Source organism: Croceifilum oryzae, assembly GCF_030814315.1.
Classification (GTDB): domain Bacteria; phylum Bacillota; class Bacilli; order Thermoactinomycetales; family Thermoactinomycetaceae; genus Baia; species Baia oryzae.
In genome coordinates this window covers 188404-203873 of sequence record NZ_JAUSUV010000005.1, presented here as the reverse complement: position 1 = coordinate 203873, position 15470 = coordinate 188404, and the positions used below count along the sequence as shown (strand labels likewise).

Genomic DNA, 15470 nt, shown 5'->3' with positions numbered 1-15470 from the left:
AAGGGATATTTACCTTTTTTTCATATACATATCAAAAGCCCAGTGAAGCATTGGTATTACTGGATAATCCCACTCACCCATCAGTTCACATGCATCACCTGCATACCCTAATCGGAAACGTAACATTTCAAATAGAGGATCTTTATCGTTGAGCTTCGTGCTAATTCCTCGGAAATCATACATTTGATCGCCTCGTTCATAGCTATCTGCAATCATCTTCCAACGCAACAAATAACTCGCAGGATGATCTGACTTCCCTAATTTGGCGCTATATATTTCTTCCGTATGTCCTCTTACATGAATCGCTAAACACGCAGCTAGTAATTGTTTATCTTGAACTGCCATATAGAGACGAATCCGTTCGGGACACTCCTGCCGAAGTGCTCGAAACATCTTTTCAAAATATGTACTTTGTCTTGCCTGCGTCTGTTCTTGTTGTGCCGTATGTGCTAGAAGATGGTAGAAATCTTCAAAATCTTGTTCCGTTCCAACTCGTACTTCTACCCCTTCCCACTCAGCTTGATTAATTTTCTTCTGCCAAAGCGGATCGAATTCGGAGAACAGGTCGTCCAATGACTTTCCGGACAACCGCAAACGAAACACATATTGTGGTTGAACCGAATCAAAACTATCAACAACTGTGTTTTGTTGCCATCCCATTTCATTTAACTCTTGTTGGATAAATTCAACACTGTTAAAAGTGGTGTCCGAAACCAAGTCTGTAAATCGTTTGTTTTTTATGCCATGGGTTTGGTACTCGAATATTCCTTCTTTAATGGAGTGACTTGACCAGGTTCGCTTAATTAAAGGTGGGTCCATCTTCACACTAAAAACATGTCGACTTTTTAAGTGTGTAAATAAGGGAGCAAACCAATCCTCTAACTTATAATCCTGTGAAAACCAATCAATCAGTGGTCCGCGAGGTATGTATGCTAAATATTTATTGATTCCAGGAACTTTCCGATATAAGACTACAGCAGCACCTACCAGATGCGCGTCTTTCGAATACCATCCCAACAATTCACTCGACCATCTCATCTCTGTCTTTAAATCAGCCCATGATGGATACTGTAAAAAGTTCCGATAAGGATGACTATCTGCAAACTTCACAAATCGCTTCCGATCGACTAACGAAATCTTCAACAACACGAGGTACCGTCCTTTCAAAGAGGATAACTTTTATAGATTCATTTGCTAATTAGTGAACTATCTATATTTATGTAAACTATTTTAACATAAAAAAAAAGAAAGATGTCAGAAAGAAAGCACCCACCTAAAGGCAGATGCTTCTATCACATACGTTATGCACTTTCTTCTTTTTTCTTGCTAGACTTCCCATCTTTAACGGTGTATAAGGTAGGCTTCGTCTTATCGATAACCGTCTCTTTTGTGATCGTACACTTCTCAACATCTTCGCGAGAAGGTAATTCGAACATCACATCAAGCATGATCGATTCGATGATAGCCCGAAGACCTCGCGCACCTGTTTTCCGCTTAATCGCTTCTTCTGCGATGGCCTGAAGTGCGTCTTGATCAAACTCTAATTTCACCTGATCTAGCTCTAGTAGCTTCGCGTACTGCTTCACTAAAGCATTTTTAGGCTCTGTTAAAATTTGAACCAAAGCACCTTCGTCTAGCGGCTCTAAGGTAGAGATCATCGGCAAGCGACCGACAAACTCAGGGATGAGTCCGAACTTTAATAGATCCTCCGGAAGGGATAAACGCAAGTATTCACCTGGCTTCAAATCTTCTACTTTCTCTTGATCTGTTCCAAAGCCGATTACTTTTTTCCCGATCCGACGCTTAATGATTTGCTCTAAGCCATCGAAAGCACCACCACAAATAAATAACACATTGCTTGTGTCAATCTGGATGAACTCCTGATGAGGATGCTTCCGACCACCTTGTGGAGGTACGCTAGCAACTGTACCTTCTAAAATCTTCAAAAGTGCCTGCTGAACACCTTCACCCGACACATCACGTGTAATGGAAGGATTTTCAGACTTACGAGCAACTTTATCAATCTCATCTATGTAGATAATCCCTCGTTCTGCCTTCTCCACATCATAGTCAGCAGCTTGAATTAACTTGAGTAAGATATTTTCCACATCTTCCCCAACATACCCTGCTTCCGTAAGTGAAGTTGCATCCGCAATCGCAAAAGGCACATTGAGAATACGAGCCAATGTTTGAGCTAGCAAAGTTTTTCCGCTACCTGTAGGCCCGATCATCAGAATGTTACTCTTTGATAGCTCTACATCATCTGACTTTTGAGAACTATTTACTCGCTTGTAATGGTTATAAACCGCTACAGAGAGCGCCTTCTTCGCTTGATCTTGCCCAATTACGTATTGATCTAGAATCTCACGAATTTCGAGGGGCTTCGGAAGATTCTTGAGGTCAACTTCTTCTTCACTTCCAAGCTCTTCCTCTACAATCTCATTACAAAGCTCGATACACTCATCGCAGATATAAACACCTGGACCTGCTACCAGCTTACGAACTTGATCCTGAGATTTCCCACAAAAGGAGCACTTTAGCTGTCCTTTTTCTTCGTTAAACTTAAACATCCAGATCACCCCTTTCTGATGATTACCGGGTGATTACCTCGTCTACCAAGCCATACTCTTTGGCTTCTTGAGCATCCATGAAGTAATCGCGGTCGGTATCCCGTGCGATTCGTTCGATTGGTTGTCCGGTTTGAACCGACAAGATCTGGTTAATTTGTCTCCGTGAACGCAAAATCCAGTCTGCATGAATCTTTATGTCTGAAGCTTGACCACGCGCTCCACCAAGAGGCTGATGAATCATCACTTCACTATTCGGGAGAGCAAAACGTTTTCCTTTTGCTCCAGCTGTGAGAAGAAATGCACCCATACTTGCCGCTAGTCCAATGCACATCGTAGATACATCGGGCTTGATGAAGTTCATCGTGTCAAAAATTGCCATTCCAGCGGTTATCGAACCACCAGGAGAGTTTATGTACAAATGAATATCTTTTTCTGGATCTTCTGCTGCTAAAAATAGGAGTTGAGCTACTACCAGATTTGATACATCGTCGTCAATCTCCGTACCCAAAAAGACAATGCGATCTTTGAGGAGACGAGAGTATATGTCATACGAACGTTCACCACGGTTCGATTGTTCTACAACCATCGGTACGACAGGCACAGTGTCCACCTCTCTTATATGTATTCTTATTTAGAAAACAAGGCACGTATGCACTGCGCCTTGTTTTCCTCTCCCTAATTCCATTATGCCGTAACTTTGCTGTTCAATACAAGTAGGTCCACAGCTTTCTTCAAACGCAACTGCGAGCGAACTTGTTCGATGCTACCTTGAGCTTCTAAAAGTGTACGGATTTCTGCTGCATCACGCTTCATTTCTTCAGCCATGATTGCAATTTCTTGATCGATATCTTCTTCACTTACTTCGATATTTTCAGCTTTTGCTACTGCTTCTACAACAAGATCAGCACGTACTTTCTTCTCAGCATCCGCTTTAAATTGCTCTTTCAATGTCTCTACGGATTGTCCAGTGAACTGAGTGTAGAGCTCCAAATTCAATCCTTGGTAGGAAAGATTTTGTTCGAAGTTACGAAGCATTTGATCCACTTCACCGTCAACCATAACAGATGGAACTTCTACTTCTGCGTTTTCAGAAGCTAAGTCTACTACCGAAGTACGGATATAGTTTTCTTTATCCTTCTCAGCACGATCAGCCATGTTTTTCTCTACATCTGCTTGTAATTCAGCAAGTGTTTCGAAGTCGCTTACATCTTGTGCAAAGTCATCGTTCAACTCTGGTAAGTTTTGGCGTTTCATTTCATGTAGTTTCACGCGGAAAGTAGCTGCTTTTCCAGCTAGATCAACTGCATGATACTCTTCTGGGAATGTAACTTCAACATCCTTTTCTTCACCAAGACCCATGCCCACAACTTGATCTTCGAAGCCTGGGATGAAAGAGTTTGAACCGATATCAAGAGAGTATTGCTCCCCTTTACCACCTTCGAAAGCCACACCATCCACAAAGCCTTCAAAGTCAATAACTGTACGGTCGCCTTGTGCTACAGTGCCTTCTTCAACTGGCTCCCAAACCGCTTGTTGTTTTTGCATACGAGTCAATTCTTCTGTTACCGCTTCAGCTTTTACAGAGAAGTCTTTTTCTGCTACTTCAAGACCTTTGTAGTCGCCTAGTTTTACTTCTGGTTTCACAACAACTGTTGCTTTGAAGATAAGGGCTTGGCCTTGCTCCAATTGTTCGATATCCACCTCTGGACGATCTACTGGTTCAATTCCTGTTTCTGCTACTGCTGCTTCATACGCTTCTGGCAATAAAATATCAAGTGCATCTTGATAGAGAGATTCTACACCAAAACGTTGTTCGAACAGAGCACGAGGCACCTTCCCTTTACGGAATCCAGGTACATTCGCTTTCTTTACTACTTTTTTAAAAGCTTGGTCCAGACCTTCTGCAACCTTTGTAGAATCTACTTCTACCGTAAGTACTACCTTATTTGCTTCTACTTTTTCAAAACTTGCTTTCATCATTAGCAACCTCCTGCAATCTATTAAGTAAGGAATCACTTTTCCTTGGCATGCCGCTTCTGTATGCAACGCAACCACTATATTATATGGCACAAAACCCCTTTTTTGCAACAGAATCTGATGGCGAACTCCCTACTCTCTCATAGTGAATCTATTCTACTACAGAAACCAAGCCCTGAGAAGGCAGAGCTACTCTAATGACCCTTGATCGAATTTCGAAAAATTTTCACTCCGAAAACCTCTCACTTAATAGTATAATGAATGCATATGAATTAAGTAGATAATCTGGTTAAAAAGGAGTGATTCCCATTAAACGCCCATCCAGCAAACCAACTTCTAACTTCGAAACAGTAGATTTAGAGCTCACTCTTCTACAAGATGAGCCTGAGGAGGAAATCATGATACAACCCACTCAATCCGTACAACAAACTCTATCCAAGGGTGATTCAAAAGAGAAAATCCATGAAAAGATTAAGCATGCTTTAGCTCTCATCGATCAAAGCTTTGGAACAAGCGTACAATTATATGTAAAAGATGAAACAGGAAACAAAGATCTAATGAAGCAATTACTTCACATTGAACAAGAACTACGTGACATTCAAAAATTAGTAGATGAAACAAAATAGAACGATACATACATAAAAAACCTTCGATCGGTACATCCGAAATCGAAGGTTTTTTATGTATATAAATAAAATTTACCATTTTAACAAATGATAAAGGCATCATCTAATGAGGAGATGTCGTGCATGGATCGCCAAAATTCCATTTCTATCGTTCATATGTCCATGATAGGTCTCGTCGCAATTGGATTCAAAAGTCATGTCCTTGTAATCCCACCACTCATTCAAACAGCAGGCAGAGACTCTTGGATGACTCCTATCATCATCCTTGCTGTAGCTTTGCTATGGGCACCTCTATTACTGTATATACATAAAAAAACACAAGATCAAAACCAATCATTGTTCCTTTGGCTGAGAAGTCATATCGGAAAAATCCCTACCTATATCATTTCAACCCTTATTCTGCTCGAATGTATGTCCATTGTCTCTTTTGCCTTGAACGATACCATTGTTTGGACTAGTATATCCTACCTCCCATCCACACCTAATTATTTCCTTACAGTGATATTGGCAACTACCTCTTTTTACTTAGCTCTCAAAGGACTACGAACTCTCGCCGTCGTCAATTTTGTGCTGATCTTTGCCATTGTTGCATTCGGTTTTTTCGTCAGCATTAGTAACCTACAAGTAAAAAACTACTCATTACTCATGCCTTTTTTAGAAAATGGAATAAGACCCGTTTTAAAAGGAACGGTCTATCCAGCTTCTGGCATAGTCGAAATGGTTATCTTTATTTTGCTTCAACATAAGGTCAAAAAACCATTAAAATACAAACACCTTGCGTGGAATATCGTCCTCCTATCTTCCTTAGCAATCGGACCTCTTATGGGAGCGATCATTGAGTTTGGCCCGAAGGAAGCAGCACGCCTACGATACCCAGCATTTGAAGAGTGGGGACTTGTTCAGCTTTCGGAATTCATTGGGCACCTTGACTTTTTATCTATTTATCAGTGGCTATCAGGGGCCTTTATCCGGATCTCCTTATACCTGATTATCATTTCAGAGCTTTTCCCACTGCAAAAGAAAACCACACGAAAATATATCATGCTTGGCGTCATCACACTTTCCACGATTCTCGTTTGCATAGGAGCAAGCGATACTATATTTTACAAATGGGAAAAAATACTATTTCTTCCCTTAACAGCTTATATCTTTTTTTCAATCTCTCTTATATTAGGGGTAAGTGTATGGCTGGGTAGTAAAAAGTCTAAGAAGAAAGCTCAGGGGTGATTTCATATGAAATTTAGTTTTAGAAAAAAGCAAACCAAAAATAAAGCCCTTAGCGATCTATTAACGGACTCCCATCCAAAACAAGAGCCCCTTAATGAAAGCACCTTACGTAAACTATTTCAGAAATGTCCCGATGTTCACTTTCAAGAGTATCAATTTAGAGAACCTGCTCAACGGATTCTACTCATCTTTTGCTCCGGCATGGTGGATCAAGATAAAGTAAATCAGCTGTTACTAGATCGCATCAATCAATTTTTACATACACTAGAACCTCACGACGAAATTACGGATTCTCTTATACAAGAAGCGTTACATGTACCCAATGTTCAAGAAGTCCACCTTGCTAGTGAAGTCATATCTGAGGTATTTTCTGGGAAATCACTACTCTACTTTGAAAATACAGATTACCTTTTTTCGACTAATCTATCGAAACAACCGCAACGTAACCCTGAAGAAAGCAAAATGGAAGTAACGATTAAGGGGCCACGTGATAACTTTATTGAAGATCTCACGACCAATATCGCACTCGTTCGCAAACGCCTCAAAACCAATTCCATGTGTGTCGAATTTTTCGAAGTGGGAAGGCGTAGTAAAACAACGATCTCTCTTCTATACATGGATGATATCGCTAATCCAGATTTACTCGAAAACATCCGAAAAAAAATTGATGCAATCGATATTGATGCCATTTATGGTGGAAATCAGCTTATGGAGTTAATCGAAGATAACGGGAATCTCTTCCCACTCCATAACTATACGGGTAGACCAGATTTTGTCGTTCAATCCCTTTTGAGCGGGAGAGTTGTGATCCTGCTCGATGGTGTTGCGTATGCCATCATTATTCCATCTAATATCTTATTACAGTTAAAAACAGCAGAGGATAGCGAATACACAGCTATATACAGTTCCTTAGCAAGATTTCTTCGATTTATAGGAGTTTTCATAGCCACACTTCTCCCATCATTTTGGGTAGCTGTAACCGGATTCCATCAAAACCAAATTCCTTTTGCCTTATTGACCACTATTATTGAGTCACGAATGGGAGTCCCCTTACCTATCCCACTAGAAGCTCTCTTGATGTTGATTTTGTTTGAATTATTTCGTGAAGCTGGCTTACGACTTCCGATTGCGATCGGTCAAACATTAAGTGTAGTAGGTGGACTTATCATCGGCGATGCCGCCATTCAAGCAGGTCTAACGAGCCCCGTAACCGTAGTCGTCATCGCCGTTTCGACCATAGCTACCTTTACTCTTGTGAACCAGTCTATCATCGGTGCAATCAGCATCTTACGCGTTCTTTCTCTCATCTTGGCATCCATTTTTGGTTTATTTGGCTTCTGCCTTTCGTTCTTCTTCATTTTGATTTACTTGGCCAGTCTACAAACGTTTGGCTATCCTTATTTAGACATCGCGACTCGGGCGAGCTTTTCTCATTTCATGAAATCGTTATTCCGTCTCCCCACCAATAAATACATTAGTCGTCCACAGGAGTTTAGCCCCAAAGACCCGACAAGAAAAGGAAGCGACAAAGGATGAAAAAGAAATTATGTCTCATGATGGTTCTCCTCTTGTTATTCCCACTAACACTTACGGGTTGTTGGGATCTAAATGAGCCTGAGCAAATGGTATATGCCAACGGGCTGGGTGTTGATTTTAAAGATGGCGTTTATACCGTCTACTCCCAACTGTTTGATCTCGGAACGTCTGGAAAATCAGATCAAGCCCGTCCCTCCAGCCCCCACGGGGAGATCATCTGGGGAGAAGGACGAGACGTGGATGAGGCCGTTTTTAATGTCTATAAATCAAGTGATCGAAAAATATTTTGGGGTCATCTCTCTTTTGTCATTATGACAGAATCGGCTATCAAGCATGGAGGGCAACAGGAGCTTGTAGACATGCTGGACCGTTTCGTGGAAATTCGTTACCATCTATGGTTTTATGTTAGCCATGCACCTATTAGGGATCTTCTCGTAGCATCCAATTATCCATCTAGTTTAGATAATCCCAAAACGATCTTTGAGCAGGGCTCATTTGTGAAGCCCGTTACCATGCGAGAAGTGATTATTAAACTAGATGAACCGGGACATGAGGCAATTATCCCGACGGTTAGCATTACGCCGAATCGGATTGAAGAGAAAGAAGAAGTTACATCTGGTATTCGCCTTCACGGGGTTACCATTATCACAAATCATGGGTATAAAGGATTTTTAACCGAGGACGAAGGAGTTGGGCTTAGATGGCTAACCAATAAAACCAAACGTGGACAGATTTCCATACACAAAGATGGAAAGCCAGCCGCATCCATTATCGTCCAAAAGCTAGACACAGATATCGTTCCATCTGTCAAAGGAAACCAAGTACAATTTGATATTAAAATCAAGGGAACGGCCGTTGTAAGTGCACTCTATCAAAAAGTAGATCTTGATTTTTTAAATAAAGAGATCGCCAACAAAGTAGAAGAAGAAGTCATGCTAACCTACAAGGAATCGATGAAGTTTGATACAGATATTTATCGACTTTCTGAAAAGCTGTACCGATCAGACGTAAAGTCATGGAAAAAAATTGCACAGAATGGAAAGCTCCCACTAACCAAAGACTCCATTCATTCTATGGAAGCAAAAATCGATCTCCATTACACCAATCAGTTGCATCTGATCCCTTCATTAGAATAGGGCACGTATCTGCCCGATGGATTCCACTCTATCAGATATAAAAGACGGACTCCTTTAGGGAATCCGTCTTTTTATATTGGTTACATCCCGCCTCTTATAATTCTACATTCCCACCACTGAGAATGACTCCAATACAACTTCCTTTCTCTATCTGAAATTTGCGGAACATAACAGCAGCCAAAGCAACTGCGCTTGATGGCTCGATAACGATCTTTAAACGAATCATCGCAAATCGCATCGCAACTTCGATCTCCTCTTCCGATACCGTCACCACTTCGTGAACCATCTGCTGGATAATCGGGAAATTCCTCTCCCCTACCTGCTGGGTTCTAAGTCCATCTGCGATCGTATTGGGTGGATCGATTCGAACCCTTTCCCCTTGAAGCATCGACATCCTTACATCATCGGCCCCTTCAGGCTCCACACCATGAATCTTCACACGTGGGTTCATGCCTTTTCCTGCAAGAGCTGTCCCCGATATCAGCCCTCCACCACCTACAGGGGTAACCAAATGCTCTAGAAACGGATGCTCCTGCATTAACTCATAGGCTGCTGTTCCAGCTCCTGCAATAACATCAGGATGATCAAACGGCGGGATAATCGCCATCCCGTGTTCCTCCGAATACTGAGATGCAATCACTTCTCGGCTTTCCTTATGACGATCAAAAAAGAGCACATTCCCTCCGTAATTTTGCACAGCCTCTATTTTTATATCAGGGGTATCATTTGGCATCACAATGGTCGCTTGTACATCAAGGATTTTACACGCAAGAGCTACTCCCTGTGCATGATTCCCTGAAGAAAACGCAATCACACCTCGCTTTTTTTCCTCCTCTGATAATTTACTTAACGCATTATAAGCACCTCGAAATTTAAAGGCTCCACCTCGTTGGAAATTTTCACATTTTAAATAGACTTGTTGCCGAGATAATTCATTTAACACTCTAGAAGTTAGTACAGGGGTACGATTGGCTACTCCACGGAGTCGTTCGACTGCATCAATAATGTCGTGGAAAATGATCGATTTATTCATTCGACCCGCTCCTTTGGTAGATTTATTTATTATTTTATCTGAACCGAATCGAAAGGGGAATGAATTTATATTCATCTTATCTTGTTGACAAACTAAGATAAGATGTCTCTTACACATATACATGTTAGAGAAATTACTTTGACAGACATATATATGTGTGTTACATTGTATATCGCGAGGTGAATAACTATGGGTAAAACAATATCAACGGATCTGATTCGAGGCCATACAAGTACCATCATTTTAAATGTGCTTCAGCAAGGGGATAGTTACGGATATGAGATTTATCAAAAGATCATCCAGCTTAGCGATCATAGATACGAACTAAAGGAAGCAACGCTATACTCCGCCTTTCGAAGATTAGAGCAGGACGGATATATAAGCTCCTATTGGGGTGATGAAACACAAGGCGGCAGGCGGAAATATTACCGAATTACAGATTCCGGTAGAGATTTTCATAAACAAAGCAAAGATGAGTGGAACATAGCCAAGGAAATTTTAAATCAATTAATCGAAGGAGTGATTGATCTTGAAGATTCGAAATAAAACACTCGATCATAAGATACAGGAATACCTAGATCGCCAATTTGAAGAGATCAAAGAGACACAACACCTCTTTGAGACTAAAGAAGAGTTATTTATGAATCTAAAAGAGCGGTCAATGGATTTAATCAAAAATGGTAAAGAAGAAGAGGAAGCTTTTCAGGAGGCTATCGTTTCAATGGGGAATTTAAGTAGTTTAGCTGAAGAAATGCGCCAATATGGAGAAGATCCAGTCAAACAATCTATTTATTCCCGATCGCAAGAGCGAGTTTCCACCATGGGAATTGTGATAGGAGTACTATTAACGATTTTTGGTTTTTGTAACTCTGCAATGGTGTTTTTTATGAGCCGTCCACTTAATGTCGTAGTAGGTTCTGGCTTCCTATTCATTATGCTTGGGATATCGCTCATCACCTATAGCGTGCTCACAAGAGAAACCCAATCCCGATTTGCTATGAACAAAATCCGTGCATTGCTTTATACAGTTGCCATCAGTACCATTATATTCGGTTTTTTTACATCCGCTTTTAGCTACAGTAGTACCAGAAAAGTATATGTCGCCATTGCTGCTTGTATGGTCTTTGTACTAATTGGAGTAGGTATGTACTTGTACCTAATGCTTACCGAAAAAAGTCGCCTGAAAGAAAATAAATAAGGTACAAATTACATGCTTTTGCCTTCCTTCGCACATTCTAATCCTAACAAGTGTGAGGGAAGGTTTTTTGATATGATAAACAACCAACAGAAAAAACAACTTCAAGGGCTTCTAGAACAAGAACAGTTAGAATTACAAAAGCGATTCGAAGAGCATGAGCACTACGGATTAGAAAATTCAATGAATGAATCAATCGGTGAATTATCCGGTTATGACAATCATCCAGCCGATCTGGGATCAGAGCTATTTGAGCGATCCAAAGACTTAAGCTTACATGATATGGACGAGCACCATTTGCAAGATATCCAAAATGCCTTATCACGCCTAGAATCCGGAGATTACGGTCAGTGCGCCGTATGCCATCAAGAGATTCCGTTTGAACGTTTAGAAGCCGTTCCATGGACCAAATATTGTGTCGAACACCAGCCTGAGCAACATTCCTCCATCCGTCGACCTATCGAAGAACAAGTACTTCACTCACCCGAGCATACATTTTTAGATCAGACTGACTATAACGCCTTTGACGGAGAAGACGCATGGCAAGCAGTCGAACAATACGGTACATCCAACCCACCCGATTTCTTTCGAAATGGAGAAGATTACAACAGTCTATATGTAAACAACGATGAACAACGCGGATATGTCGATTTAGTCGAAGCAGTCGCAATTACCGATATCACGGGACACGTAACCGGATTTGCCGAGATCACTCACAACGATGCCTATCGTAAGCTGGAACAAGAAGAAGCTGGATATGATGATGAATGGATGTAGGAAAGCTCCTACTCCATGAATTAAAGCCCACATTCCCCCTGACCATTTTTGGAGCCAAACCAAACATGGTCAGGGGGAATAGACCTAGCTAATGAAAACATTTGCAAGTAACTGTAGTATGAACCTACACTCAACCATGTTATCATCAATCCTGTTTGTTAACTTATACAGGAGTGGATGATACATGAAAGCAAAACGTTTTATAGCAGGATTAATCGCTTGTAGCGGAATGTTCACTGGAATGGGGCTGACTCTTCCTTCGTCAACCTATGCTGCTACCAACACGGCGACAGCTTCTCTCTCCCAAGATCCTAAAGCAGATGAATATACCGTGATATCGAATGCGGTAACTGAAAACTATTTTTTGGATTCAACTAATAGTAAACCATTGGCTTTCTTTACACCAAAGAATCCAAATGGCTCTGAGGATCCGTTCCCAGTTCGTCTTAGAATTACAACAAGCCATTTAGACGTAGGCACACGGAAGGCTTCTCGTTGGCAAATGTTCAGAGAAGTAACAAAAGAACCAAAATCCGTTATTAATCTTTCTCCGAATTATATGGTAGGAAATGGAGAAACGAAAGAATATATCGTGGTGGTAAGACCAGGTAAATTAACCTACCTAAATGCTAATAAGCTGACGGGGATCGAAGGTAAAATTACGGGTACGATCACGATTGACTATATAAAGTTTAAAGACGAAGAGCCTGCAGCAAAAAAATAAGGTTAGTGGACAACGACTCACCATTTTGAAGTGGTGAGTCGTTGTTTAGTTAAGAAGCCAATAAACTACATTTATCCCATTTTGTTTCCTTATTCCCCTTCCTTGACTTAACCACATAATAAACGAACGCCAAAACACTCGATATTACATATCAACTCTAGTGATTTACCATCTAAAATGACAACTGCTGCGACAAGTGTATCTTTATGATCACAATAAGCAACATCAACACCAGCGATGTACTGAATATTGTTAAGTTGATCATTTGTAGTTACTAGTTTTGATAAACTTTCTTGAATTTCCAAAGCTGATTTTTCATCTAACAATAAGGGGGAATCCTTTACTTCCCTATTTATATCTGATAAGATGCTGTTACAATTTGATACTGTTAAATCAAAGACTGAGAGAGTAAATAGAAGGGCTTTTTCCAGCGAGCTAGGGACGTTGCGAGCCTAGTAAACACCTTCATTGAACCGCACTCATGAGTTGTTACGTTGAACTACAGTAGGCGTATCCGGGAATCATCCCGTTATCGATAGAGTGGCAATTTATTTATGTTGCAACTGGAGTGGTACCACGGGAAAAACTCGTCTCCTTTATGGAGATGGGTTTTTTATTTATTTAGGGAGGAATGACGATGGATATTAAAAAGATGGTACTTCAAGCACTTGAGCAAACATTAAAAGATCATTGGACTGACACCGAATTCACAGTAGAAAAGCCCAAAAACCCTGACTTTGGCGATTACGCAATCCCATGCTTTCATTGGGCCAAATCATTCAAGCGATCCCCACAGGATATTGCACAACAATTAACTCCAGCTATTCACCATCCTCTCTTTTCAAAGGTGACAGCCGTAGGTCCTTACATCAACGTTTTTCTAGATAAGACCTATGTCAGCAAAGAAATCATCCATCAAATCATCACATTAAAGGAAGCATTCGGCTCTAATTCAGATGGTCAAGGAAGCAATGTAACCATCGATCTATCTGCCCCGAATATCGCAAAACCATTCTCCATGGGACACCTTCGATCGACCGTCATTGGTAATGCCATTGCGAATCTAGCAGAAAAGAACGGGTATACCCCTATCCGTATCAACCATTTAGGCGATTGGGGTACTCAATTCGGAAAATTGATCGTTGCCTATCTGAAATGGGGTAGCGAAGAACGTGTAAAAGAACAACCCATTTCAGAACTCCTAAGCCTGTACATAAAATTCCATGATGAAGCTGAGAAACATCCTGAGTTAGTCGACGAAGGTCGTCGTTACTTCAAAATGCTCGAAGATGGAGATCCGCAAACTCGTTACCTTTGGAACTGGTTTCGGGAAGAATCCTTACAAGAATTCTTTCGCATCTACGATTTACTAGGTGTCTCATTTGACCACATACAAGGGGAAGCATTTTATAACGATAAAATGGATGAAGTTGTCGAAATCCTCAATAGGAAAGGACTACTTGAATTAAGCGAGGGTGCACTTGTGGTAAAACTAGATGAATACGATTTCCCACCTTGCCTCATTCAAAAATCAGATGGAGCCACCATCTACGCCACTCGTGATCTTGCCACTGCCTTATTTCGGAAACGGAACTTTGACTTTGCTCGATCTTTGTACGTAGTCGGAAGTGAACAATCCTTGCATTTTAAGCAAGTAAAACTAGCCCTTCGTAAAGCTGATTTCAAATGGGAACATGAAATGGTTCATATTCCTTTTGGGATGATGCTACAAGATGGTAAGAAAATGTCTACAAGAAAAGGTAGAATTGTATTGTTAGAAGAGGTTCTAAACGAAGCAATCGATCTCGCACATCAAATTATTAGCGAGAAGAATCCTACCCTCGAAAACAAAGACGAAGTGGCCAAACAAATCGGGATTGGAGCCGTTATCTTCCAAGACTTGAAAAACTTCCGAACCAACGATGTTGATTTCTCTTTTGAACAGATGCTTAATTTTGATGGAGAAACAGGGCCATATTTGCAATATACCCATGCCCGTTGTCACTCACTGTTGCGTAAAGCCGGAAGCTTCATTCCTGAAACAAGTTACCCTATCACTGAACAGGAGGCATGGATCATCATCTCCCACTTAACTCGTTTTGATGAAGTAGTGAAACAAGCTTGGGAGGATTATGATCCATCGAAAATAGCTCGGTATGCATTAGATCTAGCACGTCATTTTAATAGCTACTATGCAAAAGTACGAATTCTAGATTCAGAAGATCGAGATGCGCGTTTGAGCCTAGTGTATGCTGTGGCGACTGTGATTGAAGAATGTTTAAGAGTCTTAGGCATTAAGTCTCCACCATCAATGTAAAAAGTAGAGGATCTCTTCATCCAGTTTCACTTCGCTCGTCTATCAAGTTTACTCTCAATTCCTCCAATCCTCAGCCCCTTCTCTTCTTGTGAATCGTAAATCCACAAAATGAGAAGGGATCACACCAAGACATTCCTATTCTTTTTTGAGACATGGATTTTAAAATATTCTCGTTTTTTCCTTTTCATAACTTACGATCATAGTATTTCACTAGAGTACATAGGCATATTACTAGGATAATTCCTTTAAGACAAAAAAGTCCTCCAGAAAGGAGGAATAGTATGATCACTTTGATGATCCTAACTATTATAGCCAAACTCGCTGTTAAGTTATTGAATAAAAACCGGGTCAT

15 protein-coding genes and 1 other annotated feature are annotated in these 15470 nt (G+C 40.8%); of the genes, 9 read left to right on the top strand and 6 right to left on the bottom strand.

The window, feature by feature from the left end:
• Nucleotides 1-9: 9 nt before the first annotated feature.
• The 4 genes from J2Z48_RS07030 to tig form a co-directional block, all read right to left on the bottom strand.
• Nucleotides 10-1149, bottom strand: coding sequence for a lipid II:glycine glycyltransferase FemX (locus tag J2Z48_RS07030; protein WP_307252159.1), 1140 nt, complete (start codon nt 1147-1149; stop codon nt 10-12).
• A gap of 152 nt (nt 1150-1301) precedes the next feature.
• Nucleotides 1302-2570, bottom strand: coding sequence for an ATP-dependent protease ATP-binding subunit ClpX (clpX, locus tag J2Z48_RS07025; protein WP_307252158.1), 1269 nt, complete (start codon nt 2568-2570; stop codon nt 1302-1304).
• Nucleotides 2571-2592: 22 nt separating this feature from the next.
• Nucleotides 2593-3171 carry an ATP-dependent Clp endopeptidase proteolytic subunit ClpP gene (clpP, locus tag J2Z48_RS07020; protein ID WP_307252157.1) on the bottom strand — a complete coding sequence of 193 codons (579 nt, stop codon included), beginning with the start codon at nt 3169-3171 and terminating at the stop codon, nt 2593-2595.
• An 83-nt stretch (nt 3172-3254) separates the two neighbouring features.
• Nucleotides 3255-4547 (bottom strand): trigger factor, encoded by a 1293-nt coding sequence (tig, locus tag J2Z48_RS07015; RefSeq protein WP_307252275.1) that lies wholly within the window; start codon nt 4545-4547, stop codon nt 3255-3257.
• Nucleotides 4548-4945: 398 nt separating this feature from the next.
• On the opposite strand from tig, the gene J2Z48_RS07010 reads away from it, so the two are divergent.
• The 4 genes from J2Z48_RS07010 to J2Z48_RS06995 all read left to right on the top strand — a co-directional run bounded on the left by J2Z48_RS07010 (nt 4946) and on the right by J2Z48_RS06995 (nt 9072).
• The gene (locus J2Z48_RS07010) at nt 4946-5173 is read left to right on the top strand and encodes a hypothetical protein (RefSeq protein ID WP_307252156.1); all 228 of its coding nucleotides are present in this window, start codon (nt 4946-4948) and stop codon (nt 5171-5173) included.
• Nucleotides 5174-5296: 123 nt separating this feature from the next.
• The gene (locus J2Z48_RS07005; protein ID WP_307252155.1) at nt 5297-6400 is read left to right on the top strand and encodes a GerAB/ArcD/ProY family transporter; all 1104 of its coding nucleotides are present in this window, start codon (nt 5297-5299) and stop codon (nt 6398-6400) included.
• Nucleotides 6401-6406: 6 nt separating this feature from the next.
• The gene (locus tag J2Z48_RS07000; protein WP_307252154.1) at nt 6407-7936 is read left to right on the top strand and encodes a spore germination protein; all 1530 of its coding nucleotides are present in this window, start codon (nt 6407-6409) and stop codon (nt 7934-7936) included.
• Entirely contained in the window at nt 7933-9072 is a 1140-nt protein-coding gene (locus J2Z48_RS06995; RefSeq protein ID WP_307252153.1) for a Ger(x)C family spore germination protein, read from the top strand. Before J2Z48_RS07000 ends, J2Z48_RS06995 begins: the two co-directional genes overlap by 4 nt.
• Nucleotides 9073-9166: 94 nt before the next feature.
• Here the strand turns inward: J2Z48_RS06995 and J2Z48_RS06990 are convergent, their stop codons facing one another.
• Nucleotides 9167-10105, bottom strand: coding sequence for a pyridoxal-phosphate dependent enzyme (locus J2Z48_RS06990; protein WP_307252151.1), 939 nt, complete (start codon nt 10103-10105; stop codon nt 9167-9169).
• A 189-nt stretch (nt 10106-10294) separates the two neighbouring features.
• Here J2Z48_RS06990 and J2Z48_RS06985 point away from each other — a divergent pair, with 189 nt between their 5' ends.
• From J2Z48_RS06985 to J2Z48_RS06970, 4 genes are all read left to right on the top strand, one after another.
• Complete coding sequence (locus J2Z48_RS06985; RefSeq protein ID WP_307252150.1) at nt 10295-10651, top strand: PadR family transcriptional regulator; 357 nt, start codon at nt 10295-10297, stop codon at nt 10649-10651.
• The gene (locus J2Z48_RS06980) at nt 10635-11303 is read left to right on the top strand and encodes a permease prefix domain 1-containing protein (RefSeq protein WP_307252148.1); all 669 of its coding nucleotides are present in this window, start codon (nt 10635-10637) and stop codon (nt 11301-11303) included. Before J2Z48_RS06985 ends, J2Z48_RS06980 begins: the two co-directional genes overlap by 17 nt.
• 72 nt (nt 11304-11375) lie before the next feature.
• A complete protein-coding gene (locus J2Z48_RS06975; protein WP_307252146.1) occupies nt 11376-12077 on the top strand; it encodes a TraR/DksA C4-type zinc finger protein in 702 nt (233 codons plus the stop codon).
• Between the two features lie 184 nt (nt 12078-12261).
• The gene (locus J2Z48_RS06970) at nt 12262-12801 is read left to right on the top strand and encodes a hypothetical protein (RefSeq protein WP_307252144.1); all 540 of its coding nucleotides are present in this window, start codon (nt 12262-12264) and stop codon (nt 12799-12801) included.
• A 107-nt stretch (nt 12802-12908) separates the two neighbouring features.
• Here the strand turns inward: J2Z48_RS06970 and J2Z48_RS06965 are convergent, their stop codons facing one another.
• Nucleotides 12909-13127 (bottom strand): endonuclease V, encoded by a 219-nt coding sequence (locus J2Z48_RS06965; protein ID WP_307252142.1) that lies wholly within the window; start codon nt 13125-13127, stop codon nt 12909-12911.
• 61 nt (nt 13128-13188) lie between these two features.
• Nucleotides 13189-13399, top strand: a binding site (T-box leader).
• A 39-nt stretch (nt 13400-13438) separates the two neighbouring features.
• Here J2Z48_RS06965 and argS point away from each other — a divergent pair.
• Nucleotides 13439-15118 carry an arginine--tRNA ligase gene (gene argS, locus J2Z48_RS06960; RefSeq protein ID WP_307252141.1) on the top strand — a complete coding sequence of 560 codons (1680 nt, stop codon included), beginning with the start codon at nt 13439-13441 and terminating at the stop codon, nt 15116-15118.
• Nucleotides 15119-15470 lie beyond the last annotated feature (352 nt).

What these genes read in the sequence shown, in the direction of transcription:
- tig (WP_307252275.1), bottom strand. Translation starts at nt 4,547, where the DNA reads ATGAAAGCAAGTTTTGAAAAAGTAGAAGCAAATAAGGTAGTACTTACG.
- J2Z48_RS06985 (WP_307252150.1), top strand. Translation starts at nt 10,295, where the DNA reads ATGGGTAAAACAATATCAACGGATCTGATTCGAGGCCATACAAGTACC.
- J2Z48_RS07010 (WP_307252156.1), top strand. Translation starts at nt 4,946, where the DNA reads ATGATACAACCCACTCAATCCGTACAACAAACTCTATCCAAGGGTGAT.
- clpX (WP_307252158.1), bottom strand. Translation starts at nt 2,570, where the DNA reads ATGTTTAAGTTTAACGAAGAAAAAGGACAGCTAAAGTGCTCCTTTTGT.
- J2Z48_RS07005 (WP_307252155.1), top strand. Translation starts at nt 5,297, where the DNA reads ATGGATCGCCAAAATTCCATTTCTATCGTTCATATGTCCATGATAGGT.
- J2Z48_RS06995 (WP_307252153.1), top strand. Translation starts at nt 7,933, where the DNA reads ATGAAAAAGAAATTATGTCTCATGATGGTTCTCCTCTTGTTATTCCCA.
- argS (WP_307252141.1), top strand. Translation starts at nt 13,439, where the DNA reads ATGGATATTAAAAAGATGGTACTTCAAGCACTTGAGCAAACATTAAAA.
- J2Z48_RS06990 (WP_307252151.1), bottom strand. Translation starts at nt 10,105, where the DNA reads ATGAATAAATCGATCATTTTCCACGACATTATTGATGCAGTCGAACGA.
- J2Z48_RS06975 (WP_307252146.1), top strand. Translation starts at nt 11,376, where the DNA reads ATGATAAACAACCAACAGAAAAAACAACTTCAAGGGCTTCTAGAACAA.
- J2Z48_RS06970 (WP_307252144.1), top strand. Translation starts at nt 12,262, where the DNA reads ATGAAAGCAAAACGTTTTATAGCAGGATTAATCGCTTGTAGCGGAATG.
- J2Z48_RS07000 (WP_307252154.1), top strand. Translation starts at nt 6,407, where the DNA reads ATGAAATTTAGTTTTAGAAAAAAGCAAACCAAAAATAAAGCCCTTAGC.